The organism is Streptomyces sp. NBC_01142 (genome assembly GCF_026341125.1).
Classification (GTDB): domain Bacteria; phylum Actinomycetota; class Actinomycetes; order Streptomycetales; family Streptomycetaceae; genus Streptomyces.
Genome location: NZ_JAPEOR010000002.1, coordinates 266,555 through 293,276 on the forward strand (window position 1 = coordinate 266,555; position 26,722 = coordinate 293,276).

Here is a 26,722-nt window from a genome sequence, read left to right on the forward strand (position 1 = left end):
GCAGGAGCCCGGTCAGAGGGGAACGCGCAGTGCCCCGTCGATGAGTTCGGCCGCCTCGTTGGCATTGGTGCATCCGCTCGCCACGAGGTGCTCGCGCACCGCACGCAGCCGGTCTCTGAGCCGCTGCGACTCCATCCCTCTCGCCCGCTCCACCATCTCGGCAGCCGTGTGCGCCGCCCGGTCCACCTCACCCTGGCGCAGCTCGATCTGGCTGAGCATGGCGAGCCGGTGGACCCGGCCTCTGTCGTGCGCCGGTGTGTCGACGGCCGCGTCGGCGTGCTCCCGTGCCGCCGTCAGATCACCGAGGCTGAGCAGCGCCTCGGCCACCTGGACGTTCACCAGGCCGGGCTGGACATAGCCGGTCTCGTCCGGCTCGTACCCCGGACGGATCCGCTCCGCCTCCAACTCCGCGCGCCGGATGCACTGCAGGGCGCTGCTGCCGTCGCCGAGATGGGCGTACGCCTTGGCCTGCATCGCATACAGATCGGCGGCGAGCGCCGGGGTGAGCTGTCGGCCGGCGGCCCGCAGTGCCGCCTCCGCGAAGGCCACCGCCTGCCGGTGCTCCGCCATGAACAGCGACTGGTTGACCAGCAGCGCGATGACATAGGCGCCAAGTCCCCGGTCCCCGCTGGCCTTTGCCAGTCGCAGCGCCTGATGGAAGTAGCGCTGGGCGAGGCCGTGCGCGTTCGAGTCGTACGCACAGATCCCGGCGACCGCCACCAGACCGCCCGTCGCGCGGTGCAGTTGGCGGCCGAGCGCGTCGCTGTAGCCGCCGCGCAGCAGGGGCGCGGTCTCGGCGTTGAGAAAGCCGACGACGCGGGCGCGGGTCGCGATGCCCCCCGCCTTTCGGTACATCAGCTCGTAGTGCGCCCGGGCGGCACGCAGCATCTTGATGTCGGCCATGGAGACGCGCGTCTGTCCCGAGCGCGAGACGTCCGAGTCCTCGGGAGGGTTCTCCCACTCCCATACGGGCATGACGGCGGGGGTGCCGGTGACCGCGGGTGCCTCGATGATGTGCGGCCGCTGCTGTTCGTCGGACCGCCACAACGCGGTGGCGCGCTCCACGAATCCGGAGAGCGGCGAGCCGAGCGGCATGACCGACTCCCCCGGCCCTCCGAGGCCGATGTCGCCGAGCGAGATCGTCCGGTGCAGTCGGCCGGCGAGTACTTCGCAGATCAGGTCGGGCACCTGGCCGCGCGGGCGCTGGCCCTTCAACCAGCGTGCCACGGCCGTGTGTTCGTACCGCAGCGACAGGCCTCGTGCCCGGCCCGCGTGGTTGACGCGGGCGGCAAGGCCCGCGTGGGAGATCCCCGCCTCGTCGAGCAGGGCGTCGAGCAGGGTGTTGGGCTGCATGTGCCCCTCCGTTGGCTCGGTGCGCTCAGCCTAGTGGAGGACGATTCGCACGGGGTGTGAACCAAGTGCCCTCATATGTGCCTCGCGCGCTCTGCCGCCGCACAGTTCGCGCCTGTTGACTGAGTTGCCTCTCACAGAGGTGGCCGGGCCGCCGGCTCCCCCTCGTACAGTGCGGCGGCCCTTGATCGCGTCGCCTGCCCTGCTGATCTGCCCGACACTCCGCGGCAGGGCGGGCGGCGCCGGCCGCACGGCAATTCCCTGGTTGCCGAGGGATGCACATGGCATGGCGGCAGACACCCCTAGCGATGGGAGGGTTCCGAGCGGGTACGGCGCAGGGCGGTCTCACCCGACTGCGCCGGCATCCGCGAGCGGTCGTTGCGCAGCACAAGAAGCGCCACATCGTCGGCGAGCCGGCCGTCGGTGTGCCGCAGCAACTCCGCATGCACCGTGCCGATCACGGCGGCGGGCGAGACCGGCGAGCCGAGCGCAGCCTTGGCGAGCACGGCCTCCAGCGCGAAGAACTTCCCCGACGCGTCACGGGCGTCCGCCGCCCCGTCTGTGTACAGGAACAGCGCCTCGCCGGGCAGCAGTCGCGCACACCGGTGCAGCGGCAGCTCCGCCGGGAGCGGAAACAGGCCGAGCGGCGGCAGCGGATCGGCACAGGCCAGCGGCTCAGCGCCCTGGCGCATCCGGTACGGCCAGGGGTGCCCGCAGTTGAGCGCCAGTACGCCGCCGTCCGCCCCGATCTCCAGCAGCAGTACGGTGACGAACTCCTCCGACGACGGGCAGTCCGGCTCTCCCCCGCCGGCCGCCGGGTGCTCGTCCCGCGCCCGCTCCCGCAGATGCCGCTGGACCGCCCGGTCCAATCGCCGTAGTACACCGCCGAGTTCGGGTTCGTCGTACGCGGCCTCCCGGAAGCTGCCCAGCACCGCGGCGACCGACCCGATCGCGGCCAGACCGTGGCCGCGGACATCCCCGATGACGATGCGGACCCCGTGCGGGGTGGCCACGGCCTCGTACAGATCACCGCCGACGGCGGCGCCCGGGCTGACGGAGAGCTGGTTCGCGGCGAGGACGAGCCCGTCGAGGCGCGGCGGCAGCGGCCGCAGCAGCACCTGCTGGGCGGCGTGGGCGACTTCACGGACCTTTGTGAGCTCGCGGTGCAGCCCCCGCCGGATGCCGAGGACAAGACCGGTGCCGACCGTGAAGAACACCACGCCGGTGACGACCCGCTGGCCGAGGCTCTCCGGCTGGACGGGCGGGCAGGCGATCTTCCAGGTGAGCGCGGCGGCACCCCATGCCGCGGGCAGCACCAGCGGGAGCAGCCGCCGCACCCGTGAGTCGTCCGCGAGCGCGGACCTCGCCCACACCGAGGCCGGAAAGGGACTTCCAGACCTGATACGGATCATGCGGATGGTCCCCTCATTGCCCAGCCCGGCGTACAGGTCCGCCCCTGCGGGACGATTCTGTCGACCGGCCGGGTCCGAAAGGAACCACGCCCCCGCTTCTCACCCGAATGAGTGAGGGGCACACCCGGTGGTCCGGGTGTGCCCCTCAGCAGGCTCGAGCAGGCCCTCGGCCGCTCGGGAGCGGTCAGGCTCCGCGCAGGTGCGCGCCGGTGCGCTCGGCGGCGAGCGCGACGGCGGCGTCACGGGCGGCCGAGGCCTCCTCGACCGTCAGTGTGCGGTCGGCGGCACGGAACCGCAGCGCGTACGCCAGCGACTTCTTGCCGTCGCCGATCTGCGCGCCGGTGAAGACGTCGAACAGCCGGATGGACTCCAGCAGTTCATCCGCACCCTCGGTCAGCGCCTTCTCGACCTCCGCGGCCGGTACCCGCTCGTCGACGACGAGCGCGACGTCCTGGGTGGCCACCGGGAAGGCGGAGATCCGCGGTGCCTGCAGCACGCCGGCCGAGGCCAGCTCGACCGCGTCCAGGTCCAGCTCCATCGCGCAGGTGCGCGCGGACAGGCCCAGTGCCTTCACCACGCGCGGGTGCAGCTCGCCGGCGTACCCGACGGTCTGCTCCTCGCCGTCGATCAGCACGGCGAGCTCGGCGCAGCGGCCCGGGTGCCACGGCCCGTACTGGCCCTGGCGGACGATCAGTTCGGTCCCTGCCTCGTGGGCGACCGCACGGGCGGACTCGACCGCGTCGGCCCAGTCGGCCGGACGGCCCTTGCCCCACCAGCCTGCCTGCTCGCGCGCACCGGCGAGCACGGTCGCGACATGGCGCGGCTGCACGGGCAGTACGGCGTCGAAGGCGGCGATCTCCTCGTCGGTGGGACGGCGGTCGACGGGCAGCTGTGCCGGGACCCCGGTCTGCTCGGCCGGGTGGAAGACCAGCCCGGTCTCGAAGAGCGCGAGGTCGTGGCTACCGCGGCCGTCGTTGCGGCGCAGCGCGGCGAGCAGGCCGGGCAGCAGCGTCGTACGGAGCGCGGGCTCCTCGTCGGAGAGCGGGTTGACCAGTCTGACGACGCGGCGCAGGTTGTCGTCGGCGGCCAGGCCGAGCTGGTCGAAGATCTGCTCGCCGATGAACGGGTAGTTCGGCGCCTCGACATAGCCCGCCCCGGCCAGCGCGCGGCCGACGCGACGGTGCAGCCGCTGACGGCCGGTAAGACCGCGGCCGGACGGCGGTGTGGGCATCGTCGAGGGGAGGTTCTCGTACCCCTCGAGCCGGATGACCTCTTCGGCGAGGTCGTTCGGCTCGGCCAGGTCGGGACGCCAGGTCGGGACGGTGACGACCAGTTCGTCCTGTCCGTAGACGTCGCAGCCGATCTCCTGGAGACGGCGTACGACGGTCTCGCGGCCGTAGGCGACGCCGGCGACGCGGTCCGGGTGGTCCGCGGGCATGGAGACCGTACGGGGCGCGGAGGGCGCGATGGCCTCGGTGACGCCGGCCTCGGCGGTGCCGCCGGCGAGCAGCACCAGCAGGTCGACGGTCCGCTGCGCGGCGGCCGCCGCGGCCTGCGGGTCGACGCCGCGCTCGAAGCGCTTGGACGCCTCGGAGGACAGCTTGTGGCGGCGCGCGGTGCGGGCGATCGTGATCGCGTCGAAGTGCGCGGCCTCGATGACGACCTCGGTGGTGGCACCGGCGTCGTCGTGGTCGGCGATCTCGGTGTTGGCGCCGCCCATGACGCCCGCGAGGCCGATCGGCCCGCGGTTGTCGGTGATCACCAGGTCCTCGGCGTCCAGCACACGCTGGGCGCCGTCGAGGGTGGTGAGCTTCTCGCCGGGCTCGGCGCGGCGCACCCCGATCGGCCCGTCGAGACGGGAGCGGTCGTAGGCGTGCAGCGGCTGCCCGAGCTCGAGCATCACGTAGTTGGTGACGTCGACGGCGAGCGAGATGGGACGCATCCCGGCCTTCTGCAGCCGGCGCTGCAGCCAGATCGGGGAGCGTGTCTCGGGCTCCAGACCGACGACCGTGCGCGCGGTGAAGCGGTCGCAGCCCATCGGGTCGGAAACCTTCACCGGGTAGCCGTAGGAATTCGGGGCGGGGACGTCGAGCAGCGCCGGGTCGCGCAGCGGCAGGCCGTACGCGATGGCGGTCTCGCGGGCGACGCCGCGCATCGAGAGGCAGTAGCCGCGGTCGGGCGTGACGGCGATGTCGAGGACCTCGTCGACGAGCTCGAGCAGTTCGATGGCGTCGGTGCCGACCTCGTACTCCGGGGGCAGCACGAGGATGCCGCTGCCTCCAAGAGCATCGCTTTCGCCCATGCCCAGCTCGTCGCCCGAGCAGATCATGCCGTGCGAGGTCCTGCCGTACGTCTTGCGCGCGGCGATCGCGAAGTCACCGGGCAGGACCGCACCCGGCAGGACCACGACGACCTTGTCGCCGACGGAGAAGTTGCGGGCGCCGCAGACGATCTCCTGCGGCTCGCCGGTGCCGTTGGCCCCGCCGACGTCGACGGTGCAGAAGCGGATGGGCTTCTTGAACTCCGTCAGCTCCTCGATGGTCAGCACCTTGCCGACGACGAGGGGGCCCTTGAGGCCGGCGCCGAGCGGCTCGACGGTCTCGACCTCGAGGCCGGCGGCAATGAGCTTGGCCTGTACGTCACGGCCGGTCTCCGTCGCCGGCAGGTCGACGTACTCCCGCAGCCAGGAAAGCGGGACCCGCATCAGATCTCCATCCCGAACGGCCGGGTGAACCGGACGTCACCCTCGACCATGTCTCGCATGTCTTCGACGTTGTGGCGGAACATCAGCATCCGCTCGATGCCGAACCCGAAGGCGAATCCGCTGTACTTCTGGGGGTCGACGCCGCAGGCGATGAGCACCTTCGGGTTGACCATGCCGCAGCCGCCGAGCTCGATCCAGCCTTCGCTGGAGCAGGTGCGGCAGGGCTTGTCCGGGTTGCCGGCGGACTCGCCGCGGCACACGTAGCAGACCATGTCCATCTCGGCGGACGGCTCGGTGAAGGGGAAGAAGTTCGGGCGGAGCCGGGTCTTCATGCCCTCGCCGCCGAAGAGCGCCCGGACCATGTGGTCCAGGGTGCCCTTGAGGTCGGCCATGGTCAGGCCCTCGTCGACGGCGAGCAGCTCGACCTGGTGGAAGACCGGGGTGTGGGTCGCATCCAGCTCGTCGGTGCGGTACACGCGGCCGGGACAGATCACATAGACCGGCGGCTCACGGTCGAGGAGCGAGCGGATCTGTACGGGCGAGGTGTGCGTGCGCAGTACGACACCGGAGTTGCTGCCGCCGTCCGGGCCCTCGACGAAGAAGGTGTCGTGCTCGCCACGGGCCGGGTGGTCCGGGCCGATGTTGAGCGCGTCGAAGTTGAACCACTCGGCCTCGGCCTGGGGGCCCTCGGCCACCTCGTAGCCCATGGCCACGAAGATGTCCTCGATGCGCTCCGAGAGCGTGGTCAGCGGGTGGCGGGCGCCGGCCGGGACTCGGTCGTGGGGCAGCGTGACGTCCACTGCCTCCTCGACGAGCACCCGGGCGTCACGCTCGGCCTCCAGCTCGGCCTGGCGGGCGGCGAGGGCCTTGCTCACGGCACCGCGGGCCTGGCCCACGCGCTTGCCGGCCTCGGCCTTGGCCTGCGGTGGCAGCGCGCCGATCTCCCGGTTGGCAAGCGCCAGCGGCGACGTGCCGCCGGTGTGCGCGACCTTCGCGTGGGCGAGCTCGTCGAGGTCGCCGGCGGCGGCGAAGGCGGCGAGCGCCTCGTCCCGCATGCGCTCGATCTCTTCCGGTTTCAGTGCCTCGACCTCAACAGGGTCGTACGACTTATTGGGTGCGGACATCTCTTCCCGTACTTCCGATGGGCTGGCTGGGGCCCCCGCTTGTCGACCGAGGACGCAAAGGTGCCAAAGGTCGAGTCTAACGGGGTGTGGAGAGGCGAATGAGCCCGCGGGCCGCTCGGGCCCACCCGTAGCCCGCCGCCACCCTGTCCGGCGCTTGGCGAAACTCTTATTTCAGGTGGGCCGGGGTGCCGACGGGCAGAATAAATCGGAACTCGGCGCCGCCGCCGGGTCCACGGCCGACGGTGATCGTCCCGCCGTGTGCCTCGACGATGCCCTTGACGATGTAGAGGCCGAGGCCCGTCCCGCCGCGCTTGCTCCCCCGCCAGAAGCGGGTGAAGACACGGCCCATCGACTCCTCGGGGATGCCGGGGCCTTCGTCGCTCACGGTGACCGCCGTCCCCTTCTCGTCGTTCTTCGCCGATGCCGGCGCCACCTCGATGGTGACGGTTCCCTCGCCGTGGCGCACCGCATTTTCCAGCAGATTGCCGAGCACCTGGTCGATCTTGTCCGGGTCGGCCCACAGATCGGGGAGCTGCCGCCGGATGCGTACGAAGAACCGGTCCGGGGACTGTCCGCTGGCTATGTGCGCCTGGATGTGGCGTCCGACGGCCGCCGAGATGTCGACAGGCTGGCGACGCACCTCGAGCCTGCCGGAGTCGATGCGGGAGATGTCGAGCAGCTCGGCGATCAGCCGTGTGACGCGGTTGGCGTCGGCGTCGACGGTCTCCAGCATCAGCCGCTTCTGGTCGTCGGTGAACCGCTCCCACTTGGCGAGCAGCGTCGCCGTGAAGCCCTTGACGGAGGTGAGGGGGGAACGCAGTTCGTGGGCGACGGTCGCTATCAGCTCGGCATGGCTGCGTTCGGTACGGCGCCGGGCCTCGGTGCCGCGCAGACTGATCACGAGGCGGCGTATCGGCCCGGTGGGGCACTCGCGTACATAGCGGGCGGAGACGAGGACTTCGCGGCCGCCGGGCAGCAGCAGATTGCGCTCGGGCTGGCCGACGCGGGTGTTGAGTCCGCCGTACGGATCGGTCAGGGTCCACCAGCGGCGGCCCTTGAGGTCCTCCAGCGGCAGCGCGCGCTCCAGCGGCAGGCCGAGGGCGTCGGCCTTGGACACGGCGGTGATCCGTACGGCCGCGTCGTTGAAGCAGATCACCCGGCCGGTCTCGTCGGCGACGACCAGGCCGTCGGGGAGGTCGTCTGGGTCGATCCCGAATACGTCCGGACCGCAGGAATGAAAGAGGAGGGCCCCCTGTGTCTCCGTGGGCCTGCTCGTCCCGACAGCCATCCCCGTATCCCACCTCTCCGCCGGCGCAGTGGGCCCCCGAGCCCGTCACCTTACTAGCTGGAAGTGACGGAGCCGACCCCCTGAGCGAGTACTCCCCCGTCAGCGGGGGCGGCTCTCAGCGGGCACGGCCCGCGCGCTGGGCGCGCGCGGAGGCATAGAGACATACGGCGGCGGCCGTCGCGAGGTTCAGACTTTCGGCCTTTCCGTGGATCGGGACGCGTACGACGGCGTCCGCGAGCGCACGGGTCTCCTCGGGCAGGCCCCAGGCCTCGTTGCCGAAGATCCAGGCGGTGGGGCCGCCCATGGTGCCCGCGTCGAGTTCGTCGTCCAGGTCGTCCTCGCCCGCGCCGTCGGCTGCCAGCACGCGGACTCCGGCGTCGCGCAGCCCCCGCACGGCCTGCTCGACGGGGACGCCGACGGCGACCGGGAGGTGGAAGTGCGAACCGACCGACGCCCGTACGGACTTGGGGTTGTAGAGGTCGACGGAGGCGTCGGTGAGGACGACGGCGTCGGCGCCCGCGGCGTCGGCGCAGCGCAGCACGGTGCCCGCGTTCCCGGGGTCGCGTACGTGCGCGAGGACGGCGACGAGCTTGGGCCGGGCCGCCAGGATGTCCTCGAAGGGCGAGTCGAGGAAGCGGCAGACGCCGACCAGGCCCTGCGGCGTGACGGTCTGGGAGACCTCGGCAAGCACCGCGTCGGAGGCGTGGTGCACCCGGGCGCCGATACCGCGGGCGGCGTCGACGATGTCCGCGTACCGCTGGGCGGCCTCGACGGTGGTGAAGAGCTCGACCAGGGTGGCTTCGCCGCTGTGGCCGCGGTGGGCCACGGCCTCGCGCACGGCCTGCGGGCCCTCGGCGATGAACAGGCGCTCCTTGCCGCGGAAGGCGCGCTTGGCGAGCCGCCGGGCGGCGATGACGCGCGGGGAACGCGGGGAGATCAGCTCAGGGGTGCCCATGGTCTGCGGCTCGCTTTTCCGTACGGGAAGGGGTCCGGGAACAGACCGGACCCGCAGGCACAGGGCCTGCGGGTCCGGCAGAAGAACTGCGGCCTGGAAGATCAGGCAGCGGCCTTCGGGGCGTTGACGTCGCTCGGAAGCGCCTTCTGGGCAACCTCGACGAGCGCGGCGAACGCGTTGGCGTCGTTGACCGCGAGCTCGGCCAGGATCTTGCGGTCCACCTCGATGTTGGCGGCCTTCAGACCCTGGATGAGGCGGTTGTACGTCATGCCGTTCTGGCGTGCAGCGGCGTTGATGCGCTGGATCCACAGCTGACGGAAGTCGCCCTTGCGCTTCTTGCGGTCGTTGTAGTTGTAGACCAGGGAGTGGGTGACCTGCTCCTTGGCCTTGCGGTACAGGCGCGAACGCTGACCGCGGTAACCGCTGGCGGCCTCGAGGATCGCCCGGCGCTTCTTGTGGGCGTTGACTGCCCGCTTGACGCGTGCCACTTGTTAACTCCTTGTAGCGGGGCCGTGGTTGGACTCACACGACCCGGAAACGAATTGGTCCCGGTCTCGGCGCGTGTTCCCGGTCACCGGGAACACGGACGTCACTTGCCGAGAAGCTTCTTGATGGTCTTCGAGTCACCCGGGGCCATCTCGGCGTTGCCGGTGAGGCGACGCGTCAGCTTGGACGACTTGTGCTCGAGCAGGTGGCGCTTGCCGGCACGCTCACGGAGCACCTTGCCGGAGCCGGTGATCTTGAAGCGCTTCTTGGCACCGCTGTGCGTCTTGTTCTTCGGCATCGCGCCGTTCTCTCCTCGTCAGTGGCGCTCCCCCGGTGCGGACACCGGACAGCGGGAGCGTCAGATCTTGGTTTGTGGTTCCGGGCGGGACCTGGGGCTGCCTGGGTGGCAGCCCCGTCGGGTCACGCCTCGGAGGGCGTTTCGGAAGGGGCTTCGGCCGGAGCCTCGGCAGACGCTTCGGCCGGAGCCTCTGCGCCCTCGTCCGCCGACTCCTCGTGCGCATAGCCCTGACGCTCCGCCTTGCGGGCGGCCTGTGCCTCACGCGCCTCGGCCATGGCCTCGGTCTTCTTCTTGTGCGGGCCGAGAACCATGATCATGTTTCGGCCGTCCTGCTTCGGGGTGGACTCGATGAAGCCGAGATCCTCCACGTCCGAGGCGAGACGCTGCAGCAGTCGGAAGCCAAGCTCGGGGCGGGACTGCTCACGACCACGGAACATGATCGTGATCTTGACCTTGTCGCCCTGCTTGAGGAACCGGACGACATGACCCTTCTTGGTGTCATAGTCGTGCGGGTCGATCTTCGGCCGGAGCTTCATCTCCTTGATGACCGTGTGCGCCTGGTTCTTGCGCGCCTCACGGGCCTTCATGGCCGACTCGTACTTGAACTTCCCGTAGTCCATGAGCTTGCACACGGGCGGACGGGCGGTCGCCGCGACCTCGACCAGGTCGAGGTCGTATTCCTGCGCAAGCTCAAGGGCCTTGGCAAGCGGAACAATCCCGACCTGCTCGCCGCTGGGACCGACAAGTCGCACTTCGGGAACGCGAATTCGGTCGTTGATGCGGGGCTCGGCGCTGATGGATCCTCCTAGGTAGCACCACACGGATGCCTGGCAGACAGCCGCGTAACGTCTGTTTCGTAAGACCAACCGCGCCGGAACGTGAAAAATGCCCCGGACGGGACACAGGCGGCAGCTCCTCGAATACCGGAGCACCGCCGCGGTCAACCGCGGGGCGCACATCGGGCGACTTCCATCGTCCGTACGGAACGATGGGCAGCCACCTGACCGGTGACCCGCTGTCCCGGAGGACAGTCAGGTGGGAGATCGGAGCCTCCACTTGTGGGCCGGGCACACACGTGTCCGGCCGGTCGTTACACAAGGTTAGCAGCTTCGGCTGACGAGGGCTAACCGAGGCCAGCAGCGGGACGCGGCCCCCCGGGGCATATCGTGTGCGTCATGAGCGACGCGACGACCCCCAATGAATCCCCCGACTTCGACGCGATGACCCGCGACATCGCCGAGGTCCCCGCCGTCGAGGTGATCGTCACGGTCGCGGTGAACCTGATGAGCGCGGCAGCTGTGAAGCTCGGCCTGACCGAGGACGGCGCCGAGCACAAGGACCTCGACGAGGCCCGCAAGCTGGTCCATGCGCTGGCCGGTCTGATGGACGCGAGCGCGACCGAGATCAGCTCCTTCCACGCGGCGCCGCTGCGGGACGGGCTGAAGTCGCTGCAGTTGGCGTTCCGCGAGGCGTCGGTGGTGCCGGACGAGCCGGGCCAGGGTCCCGGCGAGAAGTACACCGGTCCGGTCTACGGCTGACGCCGCGGGCGCGGCCGCGCCCTCGTCCACTCAACGCGTACGAGATCAATCGCGTACGAACAGGGGCTCGCCCGGAGGGGTGGTCTCGGCCGGCAGCAGTGCCAGGTCGAGACCCTTCACCAGGCGGGCCCTCAGTACGTCATCGGCCGCCAGCGCCTCGGCGACCCGCCGCGCCACCTCGGCCGGGACCGCTTCCGGCGCCAGGACGAGGGCGAGGGTGCCGTCCGCGCGGCCCGGGCCCAGGTGGGCGCGGAGCACGGCGGGTTCGGCGGCGACCGCGGCCGTGACCGCTGCGATGACCCTCGGGTCCTGGAACGGGTCGGCGCTGGTGCGGCCTTCGGCGAGAGCGAGCAGCGCGGGGCCGGTCAGCTGGTACGGAACGGGGCCCGCGAGGTCGAGCACCAGGGTGTCGGCCTTCTCGTGTGCGGCGGCCTGCAGCGCCTGGTGGAGCGGTACGGCGACGGGGCGGGCCTCGGGGTTCCAGCGGGCGAGGGACGCGATCGACGTGAACGCGGGCAGCGCCCGGCGGTCGCCGGCCGTCAGCGTGGGCACCGCCATGTCGCTGGTCTTCTCGCGGCGCAGACCGTTCTCGTCCTCCTCGACCTCACCGAGCACGGCGACGACCGGGACCAGCAGCCGGGCGTCCTTGAGTGCTTCGAGGACCGGCCGTACAGCCGTTCTGTCCTGCGCCCAGGCGGCGAGGGCCGCCGTCAGCCGTGGGTCGGCAGTGCCGTCGTCGTCGGAGAAACCGGAGTCAGGGATGTTCTTGAGCGCCACGCGACGAGCCTAACCTCCCTGGTATGAGTGCCAACGTCTCGGTCGCCCTGCTCGATCGGTCCAGCGGCGAGGAGCGGACCTACCCCTCGGCGAGCATCGTGAAGGTGTCCATCCTCGCCGCGCTGCTGGATCGGGGGCACCCGCCGACCGCGCGGGAGCGGGAGCTCGCCCGCGTCATGATCGTGCGGAGCGACAACGACGCGGCGACAGCGCTCTGGGAGGCGGTCGGCGGCGCTGCGGGGGTGGATGCGGCGCATGCGCGGCTCGGGCTCACGCAGACGCGGGCCGCGGCGGCGTGGGGGCTGACCAGGACCACCGCGCGTGACCAGCTGACACTGATGCAGGCGGTGTTCGGCGGGCGGCCCTATGGGTACCTCCGGTCCCTCATGCGGCAGGTGCTCCCGGGGCAGGACTGGGGGGTGTCGGCCGCGGGCGGACCGTGGGCGCTGAAGAACGGCTGGATGCCGATGCGCGACACCGGGCTGTGGGTCGTCCACTCGGTGGGGCGGGCCGGGGGCCGTCTGATCGCGGTGCTTTCCGACGGGCATCCGACGAAGGAGGCGGGGATCGCCTGCGTCGAGGCGGCGGCGCGGGAGGCGGTCGGGGGCCGGTGAGCGGGCCAGCAGGCGTGTCGGCGCAGGCCGGTGCGGGTGTCAGATGCGGGCGGTGCGGGTGCCAGGTGCGGCCGGCGCGGGCGGTGCGGGTGGTGCGGCCGGCGCGTGTGCCAGGTGCGGGCGGTGCGGGCGGTGCGGCCGGCGCGTGTGCCAGGTGCGGGCGGTGCGGGTGTCAGGTGCGGGCGGTGCGGGAGCGGGCGGGCCGCCGGCGCGGGTGTCAGGTGCGGACGGCGCGGGCGGTGCGGCCGCCGCGCCAGAGCACGACGGCTCCCGCCAGCACCAGGGCGCCCAGGCCGCCCGCGAGCGGGGCGAGCCAGATCGCCGGCTCCGTGTCCTTGGTCTCGGGAGCCGGGCCAGAGCCGAAGTACTTCTTGCTGTAGCCCGCGGTGGCCGCCTTCAGATCCGCGGGGCGCAGCTTCGCACCGGCCGTGATCGCTGCGGCGGGGTCGACGATGCCGTAGCCCCGCGCGTCGTCGCGGCCGGACTTGGGGGCGCTGCGGGCGGTGTCGGCGAGGAGTTTCTTGATCTGGGCGGGGGCAAGGCCCGGGTGGGCGGAGCGGACCAGGGCGACCGCGCCGGAGACGAAGGCGGCGGCTGCGCTGGTGCCCCAGCCCTGGTAGTAACGGCGGTCGGGGTCGGCGATGACGATGTCGACGCCGGGAGCGCTGACGGTGGCGTACCAGCGGCGGGTGGAGAAGGAGGCGTGGGTACCGAAGCGGTCGACGGCCGTCACCGCGATCACGCCGGGGTAGGCGGCCGGGTACGAGATGTGGTCGCCCTTCTCGCCGCCGTTGCCGGCCGAGGCGACGACGACGGCGCCCTTGGCTAGTGCGTACTGGACGGCGGAGTCCTCGCCGGCCTCGGGGTGCGCGGACTCGCTGTCGTCGCCGAGCGAGAGATTGATGACGTCGGCGCCCTGGTCGGCGGCCCAGCGGATGCCCTGGGCGAGGGCGGTGCCGCGGGAGTTGCGGGCCTTCTCGCGGGCCTTGTCGCCGCCTTCGAGGATCACGCGGATCGGGAGGATCTTCACCTCGGGCGCAATGCCGAGTACGCCGTCCTCGCTGTCCGGGCCGTGGCCGTGGGCGGCGATGATGCCGGCCATCGCGGTGCCGTGGCGGGCCCAGGCACGGTCGCCGCGCGTCGCGCCGAAGCCGATGAAGTCCTTGCCGGGCAGAACGGATCCCGCGAGGTCGGGGTGGCGGTCGTCGACGCCCGTGTCCAGGACCGCGACCGTGATGCCGCTGCCCTTGGTGGTGCGCCAGGCCTCGTCGGTGTGCATTGCGTCGAGGCCCCACTGCTGGGCCCTGATCGCGTCCGCGTGGGCGGGCGTCGCCGGAAGGAGTACGAGGGCGGCGGCAGCGAGGGCGGCGGCGAGGCGACGGCCGCGGCGACGGCGCGTTGTTGTCATTCGGACTGCTCCGTTGCCGTGCTGACGATCTGGCGCAGAGCGCGCTCGATGCGCTCCGCGACGCCCGTGGCCTCGTGGCCGAGGCCTGCCTGGGCGGGCGCGGACGTGGTGCCCTCGGCCTTGGCCTCGTCGGCGGGCTGGGGGTCGGTGACGGTACGCCCGTCCGCGAAGCCGGACACGGCGTAGACGACGACCGGCGCATCGGTCAGTACGTTCACGGTCCAGCTCGCTCGCTGCCCGTCGCCGAAGCGTGCGGCGACGGTGCCCTTGGCCGGGAGCGCGCGGGGCATCAGATCGGTGCGCTCGGCGAGACCTTCTGCCGTGAAGCGCCTGTCCAGGGCGCGCATGCCGTCCGCATCGGCCTCGGTGAAGATCAGCCCGACCGTGGTGACGCTGCTCGCGGTGGCGTCGGTGTAGGTGGCGCGCAGCACGCGGCCGCAGCCGACCGGCTGCACTGCCTTGACCAGCAGCGGGTCCAGAGCGGCCGCGCAGCCGCCGTCGGGCGCGACGGCGATACGGGTCCAGACACGGTCCGCGCTGCCGGGTCCGGCGCCCTCGCCCTTGACGGTACGGGGAAAGAGAGTGTCCACAGGGACGCTGTGCCACAGGTCGCGTGCCTCGGTGTACCCGGTACGGGCGGCGGGGTCGGCGCTCGAGTCGCCGGTCAGCCAGCTGCCGGTGGCCGCGCCGCCGATCAGCCCGAGTCCGAGGACGACACAGGCGACGGAACCGACGGTTCGCCCGGGATGCCGGGCACGCACGGGCCGCAGCCGGGTGGTCATCTCGGCCGGGGTCTCCGGCGGTGCCCAGGAGTAACGGTCGGGGGCGGGGTGAGCAGCCGGGTGGCCCGTGCCGGACAGGGGCGTCTCGGCCGGGGTCTCGGGCGGCGCCCAGGAGTGACCGCTGGGAGCGTGCCGGGCTGCGCCGGGCCGTGGCGTGAGGTCGACGGAGCCGACCGGTCTGCGCCGGGTGGGGGCGGCCGGCGGCCGGGGAGGTGCCTCGGGCGGCAGAGGCGCGGAGGCGGCGGGCGTGGGGCGACGCGGCGGTCCGGACCGGGGGGCGACGACGGGCCGCAGCCGGGTGGTGGTCTCCACGGCCGGGATGTCGGCAGAGGCGGCCGGGGGGACGCCGGGGCGTGGCGGGAGACCGGGCGGCCTCGGCGCGGAGGGCGCCGGGACGGAGGGCGACGGGCGGCGGGCCGCGCCGGGGGAGGCGCCGGGGGACGCGCCACGGGTGGCCTCGCTCCTCGCGGGCGTGGGCTCAGCCGCGGGCGCAGGCACCGACGGACGCGTCGGCGCGGTGAACGGACGACTCGACTCGCCGGAAGGCGCCGAAGCCGGGGGGATCTCGGGGCGCGACGGCGCGGGAGCCCTGGGGGCCGGGGGCGCTGTCGTCGGCGCCGGGGGCGCTGTCGTCGGCGCGGGGGACGGCTCCGTCGGCAGGAACTCGGTGATGCGGGACGGGCGAAGCGGCTGCGGGGCGGTCTCCGGCGGCAGCAGTGCCTCGCTGATACGGGAAGTGGTGCGCGCCTCCTCCCCCGCTTCGGGCGGAGGAGAGGCCGGGCCGGGAGGACGCTGTGCCTCCGTGCTCATCCGTCCCCCGTTCCTGGTCCACGTATACCGACGGATCGCCTCTCGGGGCAGGCCCGTTCGTCACCGCGTGTGCGTCACTCTACGGGCTGGAGTGCACCCCGCGGCACTGAGACCGGGGGTCCGGGGGGATCTGCCCAAAACGTCCCTCTACCCCGTGGTAATCCCGTCTGGCAAGCTCGGGCCATGACTCCGGCCATGACTTCCCGTGCCGCTGACCGGGCCCGCTACGACCGGGCCACCGCCCATCTCGACGCCCCGCTCGCCGTCGTCGATCTCGACGCGTTCGACGCCAACGCCGACGATCTGGTGCGCCGGGCGGGCGGCAAGCCGATCCGGGTCGCGAGCAAGTCGGTCCGCTGCCGGGCGCTGCTGGAGCGGGTCCTCGCACGGGACGGTTTCGCCGGGATCATGTCGTTCACGCTGGACGAGTCGCTGTGGCTGGCGCGGGCCGGTTTCGAGGACGTACTGCTGGCCTATCCGTCGGCGGACCGAACCGGATTCGCGCAGCTCGCGGGGGATCCCAAGTTGGCCGGCGCCGTGACGGTGATGGTCGACGACCCGGCGCAGCTGGAGCTGATCGACCGCTCCCGCGGCGGCGGCAAGGAGGAGATCCGGATCTGTCTGGAACTCGACACCGCACTGCAGCTGCTGGGCGGCCGGGTTCGGGTCGGGGCGAGGCGTTCGCCGCTGCGTGAGCCGGCCCAGCTGGCCGAACTGGCCCGGTCGATCGCCCGCCGCCCCGGCTTCCGGCTCGTGGGGCTGATGGCGTACGAGGGGCATGTCGCGGGCGTGGGCGACTCCCTCGCAGGCCGGCCGCTGCGCTCCCGCGTGGTCAGGCTGATGCAGAGCGCGGCCCGCAGGGAACTGGCCGCCCGCCGGGCGGCGGTGGTCCGTGCGGTACGGAGGGTGGCGCCGGATCTGGAGTTCGTCAACGGCGGTGGCACCGGCAGTGTCCAGCACACGGCCGCCGAGGACGCGGTCACGGAGATCGCCGCCGGTTCGGGCCTGTACCTCCCGCGGCTGTTCGACAACTACACGTCGTTCACGGGGTGTCCGGCCGCGCTCTTCGCCCAGCCCGTGGTGCGCAGGCCGGGCGTGGGCGTGGTGACGGTGCTCGGTGGCGGCTACCCCGCGTCCGGCGCGGCGGGCGTGGACCGGCTGCCCGTCCCGTATCTCCCCGAAGGGCTGCACTACGACCCGCAGGAGGGCCCGGGTGAGGTGCAGACCCCGCTGCTCGGCTCCCCCGCCGACGATCTGCTGATGGGCGACAAGGTGTGGTTCCGGCATGCCAAGGCCGGCGAGATGTGCGAGCGCTTCGACACCCTGCAGCTGATCGAGGGCGACCGGGTCACGGGCACCGCGCCGACCTACCGCGGCGAGGGCCGCACGTTCCTCTAGGCGTACGTTCCACCGACAGGCGTACGTTCCGCCGGCCGCGCGTTCCGCTAGCCGCCCGTCCCCTGGTCGGGTCCGATGCTGCTGCCGACGCCGCCGTTCGTCCCGTCGCCGATCGGGCGGATGCTCGCGGCGATCTTGTCCATGCTCGCGAGTTCGGGGCCTTCGGGTCCCGCGTCGAAGGCGAAGCGGACGACGATCACCGCTTCGGTGCCCACGGGCGAGGGGAAGGCGAGCGACTGGACGTACCCGCCCGGGCCCGCTCCGGTGGTGACCTGCCAGCGCACCAGATAGCCGGCGCGTCCGGCAACGGCGACCGTCTGCGACTTGAGCACCTTGTGGGACTTGATGCCGCCGTGGATGCGGCTGCCCACCGCGTCCGCTTCGTACGCGGAGTCCGCCGCGGCCTGGATGTCCTGCTTGGCCACCGCCTCGGCCGAGGTGGCACCCGTCTGCGTCGCCACGGCGGACGACACCCGCCCGTGCCGGCACAGCGAGGAGCCGCCTGCGGGACAGTCGTAGGTCTCGTCCGTCACCATGGTCGCGGCTTGAGCGTCGAGAGAACTGGTGGACTTCTCCCAGCCTTCGGGTATCGGCATGGAGATGCCGTTGAGCTGGTCGGTCAGCAGCGCGGAGTCCTCGGTCGGCGACGGCGTGGCGGTAGGGCTGTTCTCGGAGTCGCCGGTGGTCGCGACCGGTTCGCTCACGCCCGGCGCGGACTCGGGCTCCGCGGGCTCGTCGTTCTTGGTCAGGAGTACGGCGCCGACGGCGACCGCGGCGACGAGTACGACGCCGGCGGTGGCGAGCGCCACAAGACGGCGCGTGCCACCGCCGCTGTCATTCCCACCACTGCCACCACTGCCACCCGGCATCGCCGACTGGTGCAACGGTGTGGTCGGCGGGCCGAAACCGGCAGCGGCGACCGGGGCGGGGACCGGGGCCTGAGCCGGTGCAGGGGCCTGAGCCGGAACCGGTGCAGGGGCCTGGCCCTCGACCGCGCGGGTGTGCGCGGTCCAGGCAGTCCCGTCCCACCAGCGTTCGGTGCCGGGCACGCTGGAGTCCGGGTACCAGCCGGGCGGCGTCGTCATGCTCATCCGGCCACCTTAGGGGGCCCGTTCAGAAGCCGTACACCGCGTCCCGCTGGTCGGGAACCACCGTGCCGTCACCGCGGCGTACGGGCCCGGAGGCACCGTCGCTCCCGGTGTGTCCCGAGGTTGCGCACGGATAGGGGGCGGCCTGCTGCTTCTTGGGCTCGATGAACATCGGGTTGACGAGCCAGCGTCCGTCGCTGTTGTCGTAGGCGCGGCACATCACTTCGTTCTTGTTGCGGTTGAGGACCAGCCGCAGGCCCGTCGCGTCCCGCAGGAAGGAGACGTCCGTGTCGGAGTCGCCCGCCGCGAACACCTGGCGCCGGTGGGCGGGCTGGACCTGCTCGGCGGCCGCGCCCCGCACTCCGAAGATCTCCTTGTTGATCCAGCAGCGCTTTCCGTCGATGTAGGTGATCATCGCGTCGTCGCCGTCCCGGACGGTGCCGCAGCCCTGCAGATGCGCGGTGAGGCGGCCGTGCCGGGTGACGTTGCGGATGCCGATGGCGCGGTTCGCGTCGATGCCGACGCCCCGCGCCCAGACATCGACGACGGGCTCGGGCGAGGCGGAGGTGATCCACACGTCGAAGCCGGCCTTCTGCAGCGTACGGACGAGGTCGCGCTGCTGTTCGTAGTAGCGCACCCAGCCGGTCGCTGTGCCGCTGCCGACCTGTTGCCGCGTGCCGATGGGCGCGGCCAGGTTCTCGGCACGGGCGGAGGCGGCGAAGGACCGGATCTCCCGCGTCGTCCAGCCGTTCATCAGCTGGGCGAGCCAGGCGTACTGGGGCTCCATACGGCGGTGGTCGAAGCCGGCGAAGGCACCCTCGCCGCCGGTGGTGGCGCCCTTGGAGTAGACGGAGTTGATCTCGTCGGCACAGCGGGTGTCCGTGGCGGTGGGCAGCGTCCGCACACCGGTGGGACAGGCGGCCTTGAGCGCGGTCGCGGCCCCGTCGGTCAGATAGCGGCTGGTGGTGTGCCAGTCGCCGCCCCGGGGCGGGCGGATCCTGCTGTTGCGCAGCATCCAGTACATGGTCGCGTCGCCGACGTCGTTCTTGATGACGGTGTTGTCCCAGTCGAAGACGGCGACGGGCCTGTCCCGGCGCTTGCGGTGGTCGCCGCAGTGGCCGTAGGTGTCTATGAGTCGCTGGAGCCGGGCCTGGTTGTCGCCGTGCCAGCCCTGGCCGACGTGGAGAGCCGGGCATTGCCCCGGCTCGGCCCGCGCGGCCCCAGCCGCCCCTGCGGCCCCCTCAACTCCAGCCGCCCCTGCGGCCGGGGCGGGCTGGGCGGCCCCGAGGCCGGTTCCGGCGATCATGAGCGCGGCTGCTGCCACGGACCAGCGGCGTCTGTTGTTCACGTACACACTCCTGCGTCGGTATACGGGACAGCCGGGCGTCGTGCGACGCCCGGCTGCCGGGAGGGTGGAGTGGCGCTCGGTGAGCTACACAGGGGTGACGTACGCCCCCGAGATTCCGCCGTCGACCAGGAAGTCGGTGGCGTTGATGAACGAGGAGTCGTCGCTGGCGAGGAAGGCCACGGCGGCGGCGAGCTCGTCCGGCTCCGCGAACCGTCCGACCGGAATATGCACAAGGCGGCGCGCGGCGCGCTCGGGGTCTTTGGCGAACAGCTCCTGCAGGAGCGGGGTGTTGACCGGCCCGGGGCAGAGGGCGTTCACGCGGATGCCCTCGCGGGCGAACTGCACGCCGAGCTCCCGGGACATGGCCAGTACGCCGCCCTTCGAGGCGGTGTACGAGATCTGAGAGGTCGCCGCGCCCATGATCGCCACGAAGGAGGCGGTGTTGATGATGGAACCGCGGCCCTGGCGCTGCATGTAGGGGATGGCGGCCTTGCAGCACAGGTAGACGGAGGTGAGGTTGACGTCCTGGACGCGCTTCCATGCCTCGAGTCCGGTGGTGAGGATCGAGTCGTCGTCGGGCGGTGAGATGCCCGCGTTGTTGAAGGCGATGTCGACGCTGCCGTAGGTGTCGAACGCCGTCCTGAAGAGTGCCTCAACCTCCTCCTGGTCGGTGACGTCGACGCGTACGAAGGTGCCGCCGACCTCGTCGGCCGCGGCCTTGCCCGCGGTTTCGTCGATGTCGCCGCAGACGACGTTGGCGCCCTCGGAGGCCAGTCGGCGCGCGGTGGCCAGGCCGATTCCGCTGCCGGCGCCGGTGATGACGGCGGTGCGGCCGACCAGGCGGCGGCAGACGTTGTTCGTGTCGGTCATGATGCTCAGGCCTCCGTGCTGATGAAGACGTTCTTGGTCTCGGTGAATGCGGTCAGGGCGTCGGGGCCGAGTTCGCGGCCGAGGCCGGACTGCTTGTAGCCGCCGAACGGCGTCCAGTAGCGGACGCTGCTGTGGGAGTTGACGGAGAGGTTGCCGGCGGCGACGGCGCGCGAGACGCGGATCGCGCGGCCGACGTCGCGGGTCCAGATCGATCCCGACAGGCCGTACTCGGTGGCGTTGGCGAGCCGGATCGCGTCGGCCTCGTCCTCGAAGGGGAGGACGGCGGCGACCGGGCCGAAGACCTCTTCGCAGGCGGCCGGGGAGTCCGGGGAGAGGTCGGTGAGGACGGTCGGCGGGAACCAGAAGCCGGGGCCCTCCGGCGCGGTGCCCCGGATCCCCTTGAGATCGTCGGGGACGTATCCACGCACCCGCTCCAGCTGCGCCTGCGAGATCAGCGGGCCCATCTGGGTCTTCTCGTCGGCCGGGTCGCCGACGACGACGGACTCGATCCCGGGGACCAGGAGTTCGAGGAAGCGGTCGTACACGGAACGCTGAACCAGGACACGGCTTCGTGCGCAGCAGTCCTGGCCGGAGTTGTCCAGGAAGGACATGGGGGTGGCGGCCACCGCGGCTTCGAGGTCGGAGTCGGCGAAGACGATATTGGGGCTCTTGCCGCCGAGTTCGAGGGTGACGCGCTTTACGCGGTCGGCGCACTTGGCCATGATCTGCTTGCCGACCCGGGTGGAGCCGGTGAACACGATCTTCGCCACGCCGGGGTGCTCGACCAGTGCGTTGCCCGTTACGTCGCCCGCGCCCGGCACCACCTGGAAGAGGTGCTCGGGAAGGCCTGCTTCCAGGGCGAGTCCGGCCAGTCGCAGCGCGGTCAGCGGGGTGGTCTCGGCCGGTTTGAGGAGGACGGCGTTGCCGGCGGCGAGGGCCGGGGCAGTACCCCAGGCGGCGATCGGCATCGGGAAGTTCCAGGGCGCGATCACGCCGATGACGCCGAGGGGCTCGAGGATCGTGATGTCGAGCCCGCCGGGGACGGGGATCTGACGGCCGTTGAGCCGCTCCACTCCCCCGGCGGCGAAGTCGAGCAGATCGCGGACGTTGCCCGCTTCCCAGCGGGCGTTGCCGATGGTGTGCCCGGCCTCCCGTACTTCCAGCTGGGCCAGTTCTTCGAGGTGTTCGTCGACGACCGCGGCGAAGCGGCGCAGCAGTCTGGCCCGGTCGGCGGGGGCGGCGGCCGCCCAGCCCTGCTGGGCCTTGGCGGCCCGCCCGACGGCGGCGTCGACCTCGGCGGCCGTCGTCGCCGGGACGGTCTCGATGACCTGCCCGGTCGCGGGGTTGAGTACCTCGTGGTGCGCGTACGACAAGACGTGCCTCACATGCGTTCGAAGGAGCGGCGGAGCTCCCAGTCGGTCACCGCGGCGTCGAAGGCTTCGAGCTCGACCCGCGCCATGTTGCGGTAGTGCGCGACGACTTCGTCGCCGAAAGCGGCCCGGGCGATGGGGCTGTTCTCCCAGAGCTCGGCGGCTTCCCGCAGCGTGGTGGGAACCTGCGCGTATCCGGCGGTATACGCGTTGCCCGAGCACTCCTCGGGCAGCTCCAGCTTCTGCTCGATGCCGTACAGACCTGCCGCGACCAGGCCTGCGACGGCCAGGTGCGGATTGACGTCGCCGCCCGGCAGCCGGTTCTCGAAGCGCATCGAGCGGCCGTGTCCCACGACGCGCAGCGAGCAGGTGCGGTTGTCGTAGCCCCAGGCGACGGCGGTCGGCGCGAAGGAGCCCGGCTGGAAGCGCTTGTACGAGTTGATGTGGGGCGCGTACAGCAGCGAGAAGTCACGCAGCGCGGCCAGCTGGCCGGCCAGGAAGTGCTGCATGACCTGCGACATTCCGCCGGGCCCGTCGCCCGCCATGACATTGGTGCCGTTCTCGTCCTGGAGCGAGAGGTGGATATGACAGGAGTTGCCCTCACGCTCGTTGTACTTGGCCATGAAGGTGAGCGAGACGCCCTCCTGGGAGGCGATCTCCTTTGCGCCGGTCTTGTAGACGGCGTGCTGGTCACAGGTGACCAGCGCCTCGTCGTACTTGAAGGCGATCTCGTGCTGGCCGGGGTTGCACTCGCCCTTGGCGCACTCGACGGTCAGTCCGGCGGCGGCCATCTCGTTGCGGATACGGCGCAGCAGTGGTTCGATGCGGCCGGTGCCGAGGATCGAGTAGTCGATGTTGTACTGATTGGCCGGGACGAGGTCGCGGTAGTTGCGGTCCCAGGCCTCCTCATAGGTGTCCTTGAAGACGATGAACTCGAGCTCCGTACCCACATGCGCGGTGAAGCCGTGCTCGGCGAGGCGCTCCAGCTGGCGGCGGAGTATCTGGCGGGGCGCGGCGACGACGGGGGAGCCGTCGTTCCAGGCAAGGTCGGCCACCAGCAGCGCGGTGCCCTCGTTCCAGGGAACGCGGCGCAGTGTGGTGAGGTCGGGGTGCATGGCGAAGTCGCCGTAGCCGCTCTCCCACGAGGACATCTCGTAGCCGTCGACCGTGTTCATCTCGGTATCGACGGCAAGGAGGTAGTTGCAGCCCTCGGTGCCGTGTTCCAGTACCTCGTCGAGGAAGAAAGGCGCGGCGAACCGCTTGCCCTGGAGCCGCCCCTGCATATCGGGGAAGGCCAGGACGACTGTGTCGATCTCACCGCTCGCTACGAGGGCACGGAGCTCCTCGGTCCCGAGTGGGGGTTTGCGGTCTGCCACGGGGTTACGCCTCCTTGGATCAGCCGGAAGCCTTAAGGTATTCCTGAAGACCATTGATTGGGAAGGGGGAACGGCGAGGTGACCGAGAAGAGTGAATCGGCCGACCCGTTGACGCCCGTGCTGCGCACCGTGCGCGCGGGCAACGGCTTCGAGGAAGCACTGGAACAAATCCTTCAGCTGCTGCGCCTCGGCCTGGTCTCCGGGGGCGAACGGCTGCCCGCGGAGCGTGAGCTCGCCGACCGGATGGGGATCAGCCGGGTCACCCTGCGCGAGGTACTGAAGGTCCTCACCGATCAGGGGCTGGTGGAGAGCAGGCGCGGCCGGTACGGCGGAACGTTCGTACTGCACCGCCCCGGCTCGCACGGAGAGGACGAGCTGCGGCGGCGCGTGGCCTCGGTGGACGTCGAGGACACGCTGCGCTTCCGGGAGGTGCTCGAGGTGGGGGCGGCCGGGCTGTGCGCCGCGCACGGTCTGACCGACGAGGGCGCGGACCGGCTGCGTACGGCCCTGGCCGCGACGCACGACGCACCGCTCGCCGAGTACCGGCGACAGGACACGCTGCTGCATCTCACCCTCGCCGAGCTGTCCGGCTCCCCCTCACTGACCGCGCAGTACGCCGCCGTGCGGGCCACGCTGAACGAGCTGCTGGACTGCATTCCGCTGCTCGTACGAAACCTCGAGCATTCGCAGCACCAGCACGCGGCACTGGTCGAGGCGGTGCTCGACGCGGATCCGGACGCGGCGCGCGAGGTGATGCGGGAGCACTGCGAGGGGACGGCCGCACTGCTGCGCGGCTTCCTCTCCTGACCCTCGGCGCCGGCCCTTCCCGGGCGGCGGCGTCGACCGAACCGTAACCCGGGCTTTACGCACAGGGCTTGCGCATCCACGATGCCTAACGCAAAGGTGTGCGCACAAACCTTTGACCTCTGCCAGGAGCGACTCATGGCCGAAGGCACCACCACGCGCACCCCGTCCCCAGCCGACGACGCATATATGAAACGGCGCACCCTGCGCAGGGGCAGCGCCGGCTGGCTGCTGCTCACCGGGCTCGGCGTCGCCTATGTCGTCTCCGGCGACTTCTCCGGCTGGAACATCGGCCTGTCCAAGGGAGGCTTCGGCGGTCTGGCGATCGCCACCCTGCTGATGGGCGTGATGTACGCCTGTCTGGTCTTCGCGCTCGCCGAACTGTCGGCGATCCTGCCGACGGCGGGCGGGGGCTACGGCTTCGCCCGCCGCGCACTGGGCACCTGGGGCGGCTTCCTGACCGGCACCGCGATCCTCATCGAGTACATCCTCGCGCCCGCCGCGATCTCCATATTCATCGGCGACTACGTCGAATCCCTCGGCCTGTTCGGTCTGGAATCGGGCTGGCCGGTCTATCTCGCCTGCTTCGCGATCTTCATCGGCATCCATCTGTGGGGCGTCGGCGAGGCACTGCGCTTCAGCCTTGTGGTGACGGCGATCGCCGTCGCGGCGCTGCTGATCTTCGCGGTCGGCGCGTTCACCGAGTTCAGCGGGGAAGGACTGAACGACATCCCGGTCGACAAGGAAGCGTTCGGCTCGGGCTCCTGGCTGCCGTTCGGCCTGCTGGGCATATGGGCGGCGTTCCCCTTCGGCATGTGGTTCTTCCTCGGGGTCGAGGGCGTGCCGCTGGCGGCGGAGGAGGCGAAGGACCCGGTGCGTTCCATGCCGCGGGCGCTCTCCATCTCCATGGGCATCCTCGTCCTGCTCGCCGTACTGACCTTCTTCGCCTCGACCGGCGCGCGCGGCTCCGCCGCCATCCAGGAGGCCGGCAACCCGCTGGTGGTGGCCCTGCAGGGCGACGGCGACCCGACCCCGCTGAGCCGCTTCGTCAACTACGCGGGCCTCGCCGGCCTGGTCGCGTCCTTCTTCTCCCTCATCTACGCGGGCTCGCGCCAGCTCTTCGCGCTCTCCCGGGCCGGATATCTGCCCCGGTTCCTCTCCCTCACGAGCCGGCGCAAGTCGCCGTACCTGGGGCTCCTGATCCCCGGGGCGATCGGCTTCGCGCTGGCGGCGGGTACGGGGAACGGCGCGCGCATGCTGAACATAGCGGTGTTCGGCGCGACGATCAGTTACGCGCTGATGGCGCTGTCGCACATCGTGCTGCGGCGCCGCGAGCCCGACCTCCCGCGCCCGTACCGCACACCGGGCGGCGTTCTCACCTCGTCCGTCGCCTTTGTACTCGCGCTGTCCGCGCTGGTGGCGACGTTCCTGGTGGACAAGGACGCGGCGTTCATCGCGCTGGGCGTCTACGCCGTGGCTCTCGCCTACTTCGCGATCTACAGCCGCCACCATCTGGTCGCACAGGCGCCGGAGGAGGAGTTCGCGGCGCTGGCGGCGGCCGAGGCGGAACTCGAACGGAACTGAACGGAGTCACTGTGTCCAAGCCGCTCATCGGCGTCACCACCTACCTGGAGCCCGCCACATGGGGGGTGTGGGACATGCCCGCCGCGGTGCTGCCCGCCGGGTACTCACGCCTCGTACAGACGGCGGGGGGCCTCGCCACACTGCTCCCGCCGGACGACCCGGCCCAGGCCGAGTCCGTCGTGGCCCGGCTGGACGGACTCGTCATCGCCGGCGGGGCGGACGTCGAGCCCGTGCGGTACGGGGCGGAGCCCCATCCTCGCACCGGCCCGCCCGCGCGGGACCGTGACGCATGGGAACTCGCCCTGATCCGGGCGGCGTTGGCGTCCGGGACGCCACTCCTCGGGATCTGCCGGGGGCTGCAGCTGCTGAACGTGGAACTGGGCGGGACGCTGGTCCAGCACCTGGACGGGCACACCGGAGGCGTGGGCGTCTTCGGGACGCACCTGGTGAAGCCGGTGCCGGGCACGCGGTACGCGGAGATCGTCCCGGAGGAGTCGCCGGTCCCCACGTACCACCACCAGTCGGTGGACCGCCTGGCCGACGCGCTGACGGCGAGCGCGCACGCGGAGGACGGCACGGTGGAGGCGGTGGAACTCCCGGGAGCGGGGTGGGTGCTGGCGGTGCAGTGGCATCCGGAGGCGGGAGAGGACACGAGGGTGATGTCGGCGCTGATCCGGGCGGCGACGCGCTGAGCGGAGGGCGAGCAGGGCGGGGGCTCTCCCCCACCCCGCCCCTTCCCGATGTTCGTAAGCAGGTGTTGTGTCCCGCCCGGCATCTGACCGGGCGGGACACACTGCTGCCTGCGTGATTCCTGGCTGTTTCTGATCACGCCATCGGGGGTCGGCTGCCCGCTCACTTCGTCGTGGGGCGCTGGCCGGCTCAGCGGTAGGGCCTCCCCAAGTACGCCTTACGGATGCGCTGCCACCGTGTGGTGTGGACAGCGCCACCACGTGAGGCCCACGGTCCGCGTTGGCCTCGCACTCATGCTTGGCACAGCGTCCGCCGGCTCGGGTCAGCTCAGGGCACCCGGGGACAGAACAAGGAGGGCGGGTTCTGCGGGGCATGGGGGGATCACCTCCAGCGGAAACTCAAACCGGCGGGTTCGCAGATTCTCAAGGCATTGGTGTGGCGAACCCACTGGTGTTGGGGGTGTCCTTCTGCTGAGAGGCACGTGGGTTCGTGACCCTCATACCTGTGCGGTCGATACCAAAGAGCTCTGGGTGGGCTGCGCGGACGAGCGGTCCAGGTGGTGGCATTTCTGATGCTGGTCTTGCCATCACCACGGCGGGAGTCGTCCATCACCCCGCTCAAAGGGGGCGAATGAGTGGCGGGATTTCG

At 71.4% G+C, this 26,722-nt stretch carries 23 protein-coding genes; 6 read left to right on the forward strand and 17 right to left on the reverse strand.

Translation table 11 applies throughout. The annotated features are described in order from the left end of the window. Positions 1–12 precede the first annotated feature (12 nt). The 9 genes from OG883_RS18600 to infC form a co-directional block, all read right to left on the reverse strand. Complete coding sequence (locus OG883_RS18600; protein ID WP_266542332.1) at positions 13–1,353, reverse strand: transcriptional regulator; 1,341 nt, start codon at positions 1,351–1,353, stop codon at positions 13–15. Positions 1,354–1,652: 299 nt separating this feature from the next. Next, a complete protein-coding gene (locus OG883_RS18605) occupies positions 1,653–2,762 on the reverse strand; it encodes a PP2C family protein-serine/threonine phosphatase (RefSeq protein WP_266542334.1) in 1,110 nt (369 codons plus the stop codon). A gap of 184 nt (positions 2,763–2,946) precedes the next feature. Next, positions 2,947–5,466: a phenylalanine--tRNA ligase subunit beta gene (gene pheT, locus OG883_RS18610; RefSeq protein ID WP_266542336.1), complete on the reverse strand. Its 2,520-nt coding sequence runs from the start codon at positions 5,464–5,466 to the stop codon at positions 2,947–2,949. Then, positions 5,466–6,590: a phenylalanine--tRNA ligase subunit alpha gene (gene pheS, locus OG883_RS18615; protein WP_266542338.1), complete on the reverse strand. Its 1,125-nt coding sequence runs from the start codon at positions 6,588–6,590 to the stop codon at positions 5,466–5,468. The genes pheT and pheS overlap by 1 nt, the downstream gene beginning before the upstream one ends. 166 nt (positions 6,591–6,756) lie before the next feature. Further along, positions 6,757–7,878: an ATP-binding protein gene (locus OG883_RS18620; protein WP_266542340.1), complete on the reverse strand. Its 1,122-nt coding sequence runs from the start codon at positions 7,876–7,878 to the stop codon at positions 6,757–6,759. Positions 7,879–7,993: 115 nt separating this feature from the next. Continuing rightward, on the reverse strand, positions 7,994–8,833 hold the full coding sequence (locus OG883_RS18625; RefSeq protein WP_266542342.1) for an RNA methyltransferase: 840 nt from the start codon (positions 8,831–8,833) through the stop codon (positions 7,994–7,996). A gap of 101 nt (positions 8,834–8,934) precedes the next feature. Then, positions 8,935–9,321 carry a 50S ribosomal protein L20 gene (gene rplT / locus OG883_RS18630; RefSeq protein ID WP_114037952.1) on the reverse strand — a complete coding sequence of 129 codons (387 nt, stop codon included), beginning with the start codon at positions 9,319–9,321 and terminating at the stop codon, positions 8,935–8,937. Positions 9,322–9,422: 101 nt separating this feature from the next. Next, positions 9,423–9,617: a 50S ribosomal protein L35 gene (rpmI, locus tag OG883_RS18635; RefSeq protein WP_142216133.1), complete on the reverse strand. Its 195-nt coding sequence runs from the start codon at positions 9,615–9,617 to the stop codon at positions 9,423–9,425. A 122-nt stretch (positions 9,618–9,739) separates the two neighbouring features. Then, positions 9,740–10,438: a translation initiation factor IF-3 gene (gene infC / locus OG883_RS18640; RefSeq protein ID WP_266542346.1), complete on the reverse strand. Its 699-nt coding sequence runs from the start codon at positions 10,436–10,438 to the stop codon at positions 9,740–9,742. 354 nt (positions 10,439–10,792) lie between these two features. Between infC and OG883_RS18645 the strand changes: the two genes are divergently transcribed. Next, entirely contained in the window at positions 10,793–11,155 is a 363-nt protein-coding gene (locus OG883_RS18645) for a DUF1844 domain-containing protein (protein ID WP_266542347.1), read from the forward strand. 45 nt (positions 11,156–11,200) lie between these two features. Here OG883_RS18645 and OG883_RS18650 read toward each other — a convergent pair whose 3' ends face one another. Next, positions 11,201–11,932 carry an SseB family protein gene (locus OG883_RS18650; RefSeq protein WP_266542349.1) on the reverse strand — a complete coding sequence of 244 codons (732 nt, stop codon included), beginning with the start codon at positions 11,930–11,932 and terminating at the stop codon, positions 11,201–11,203. Positions 11,933–11,955: 23 nt separating this feature from the next. Here OG883_RS18650 and OG883_RS18655 point away from each other — a divergent pair, with 23 nt between their 5' ends. Beyond that, positions 11,956–12,546, forward strand: coding sequence for a serine hydrolase (locus OG883_RS18655; protein ID WP_266542351.1), 591 nt, complete (start codon positions 11,956–11,958; stop codon positions 12,544–12,546). 217 nt (positions 12,547–12,763) lie between these two features. Here the strand turns inward: OG883_RS18655 and mycP are convergent, their stop codons facing one another. Further along, complete coding sequence (gene mycP, locus OG883_RS18660; protein WP_266542353.1) at positions 12,764–13,954, reverse strand: type VII secretion-associated serine protease mycosin; 1,191 nt, start codon at positions 13,952–13,954, stop codon at positions 12,764–12,766. Beyond that, a complete protein-coding gene (locus OG883_RS18665) occupies positions 13,951–14,736 on the reverse strand; it encodes a hypothetical protein (protein WP_266549167.1) in 786 nt (261 codons plus the stop codon). Before OG883_RS18665 ends, mycP begins: the two co-directional genes overlap by 4 nt. Before the next feature lie 1,005 nt (positions 14,737–15,741). Here OG883_RS18665 and OG883_RS18670 point away from each other — a divergent pair. Beyond that, positions 15,742–16,944, forward strand: coding sequence for an amino acid deaminase/aldolase (locus OG883_RS18670; protein ID WP_266542355.1), 1,203 nt, complete (start codon positions 15,742–15,744; stop codon positions 16,942–16,944). Between the two features lie 47 nt (positions 16,945–16,991). On the opposite strand, the gene OG883_RS18675 is transcribed toward OG883_RS18670, so the two are convergent. From OG883_RS18675 to OG883_RS18695, 5 genes are all read right to left on the reverse strand, one after another. Continuing rightward, entirely contained in the window at positions 16,992–18,035 is a 1,044-nt protein-coding gene (locus OG883_RS18675; RefSeq protein WP_266542357.1) for a DUF2510 domain-containing protein, read from the reverse strand. A gap of 22 nt (positions 18,036–18,057) precedes the next feature. Further along, on the reverse strand, positions 18,058–19,380 hold the full coding sequence (locus OG883_RS18680) for a haloacid dehalogenase-like hydrolase (RefSeq protein WP_266542359.1): 1,323 nt from the start codon (positions 19,378–19,380) through the stop codon (positions 18,058–18,060). Between the two features lie 84 nt (positions 19,381–19,464). Then, complete coding sequence (locus OG883_RS18685) at positions 19,465–20,250, reverse strand: 3-oxoacyl-ACP reductase (protein WP_266542361.1); 786 nt, start codon at positions 20,248–20,250, stop codon at positions 19,465–19,467. Positions 20,251–20,255: 5 nt separating this feature from the next. Then, positions 20,256–21,623 (reverse strand): aldehyde dehydrogenase, encoded by a 1,368-nt coding sequence (locus OG883_RS18690; RefSeq protein ID WP_266542363.1) that lies wholly within the window; start codon positions 21,621–21,623, stop codon positions 20,256–20,258. An 8-nt stretch (positions 21,624–21,631) separates the two neighbouring features. Beyond that, entirely contained in the window at positions 21,632–22,996 is a 1,365-nt protein-coding gene (locus tag OG883_RS18695) for a glutamine synthetase family protein (protein WP_266542365.1), read from the reverse strand. A gap of 78 nt (positions 22,997–23,074) precedes the next feature. Here OG883_RS18695 and OG883_RS18700 point away from each other — a divergent pair, with 78 nt between their 5' ends. The 3 genes from OG883_RS18700 to OG883_RS18710 all read left to right on the forward strand — a co-directional run bounded on the left by OG883_RS18700 (position 23,075) and on the right by OG883_RS18710 (position 26,076). Beyond that, a complete protein-coding gene (locus OG883_RS18700) occupies positions 23,075–23,803 on the forward strand; it encodes a FadR/GntR family transcriptional regulator (protein WP_266542367.1) in 729 nt (242 codons plus the stop codon). Positions 23,804–23,938: 135 nt separating this feature from the next. Next, the gene (gene eat, locus OG883_RS18705) at positions 23,939–25,384 is read left to right on the forward strand and encodes an ethanolamine permease (protein ID WP_266542369.1); all 1,446 of its coding nucleotides are present in this window, start codon (positions 23,939–23,941) and stop codon (positions 25,382–25,384) included. Between the two features lie 11 nt (positions 25,385–25,395). Beyond that, positions 25,396–26,076, forward strand: a complete 681-nt coding sequence (locus OG883_RS18710) for a gamma-glutamyl-gamma-aminobutyrate hydrolase family protein (protein ID WP_266542371.1) — start codon at positions 25,396–25,398, stop codon at positions 26,074–26,076. Positions 26,077–26,722 lie beyond the last annotated feature (646 nt).

Bases quoted from the DNA above. Each gene is read 5' to 3' on its own strand.
- OG883_RS18625 (WP_266542342.1), bottom strand. From the start codon at position 8,833: ATGGGCACCCCTGAGCTGATCTCCCCGCGTTCCCCGCGCGTCATCGCC.
- OG883_RS18645 (WP_266542347.1), top strand. From the start codon at position 10,793: ATGAGCGACGCGACGACCCCCAATGAATCCCCCGACTTCGACGCGATG.
- OG883_RS18675 (WP_266542357.1), bottom strand. From the start codon at position 18,035: ATGAGCATGACGACGCCGCCCGGCTGGTACCCGGACTCCAGCGTGCCC.
- rpmI (WP_142216133.1), bottom strand. From the start codon at position 9,617: ATGCCGAAGAACAAGACGCACAGCGGTGCCAAGAAGCGCTTCAAGATC.
- OG883_RS18620 (WP_266542340.1), bottom strand. From the start codon at position 7,878: ATGGCTGTCGGGACGAGCAGGCCCACGGAGACACAGGGGGCCCTCCTC.
- mycP (WP_266542353.1), bottom strand. From the start codon at position 13,954: ATGACAACAACGCGCCGTCGCCGCGGCCGTCGCCTCGCCGCCGCCCTC.
- OG883_RS18685 (WP_266542361.1), bottom strand. From the start codon at position 20,250: ATGACCGACACGAACAACGTCTGCCGCCGCCTGGTCGGCCGCACCGCC.
- pheT (WP_266542336.1), bottom strand. From the start codon at position 5,466: ATGCGGGTCCCGCTTTCCTGGCTGCGGGAGTACGTCGACCTGCCGGCG.
- OG883_RS18655 (WP_266542351.1), top strand. From the start codon at position 11,956: ATGAGTGCCAACGTCTCGGTCGCCCTGCTCGATCGGTCCAGCGGCGAG.
- OG883_RS18665 (WP_266549167.1), bottom strand. From the start codon at position 14,736: ATGACCACCCGGCTGCGGCCCGTGCGTGCCCGGCATCCCGGGCGAACC.
- OG883_RS18670 (WP_266542355.1), top strand. From the start codon at position 15,742: ATGACTTCCCGTGCCGCTGACCGGGCCCGCTACGACCGGGCCACCGCC.
- eat (WP_266542369.1), top strand. From the start codon at position 23,939: ATGGCCGAAGGCACCACCACGCGCACCCCGTCCCCAGCCGACGACGCA.
- pheS (WP_266542338.1), bottom strand. From the start codon at position 6,590: ATGTCCGCACCCAATAAGTCGTACGACCCTGTTGAGGTCGAGGCACTG.
- OG883_RS18600 (WP_266542332.1), bottom strand. From the start codon at position 1,353: ATGCAGCCCAACACCCTGCTCGACGCCCTGCTCGACGAGGCGGGGATC.
- OG883_RS18605 (WP_266542334.1), bottom strand. From the start codon at position 2,762: ATGATCCGTATCAGGTCTGGAAGTCCCTTTCCGGCCTCGGTGTGGGCG.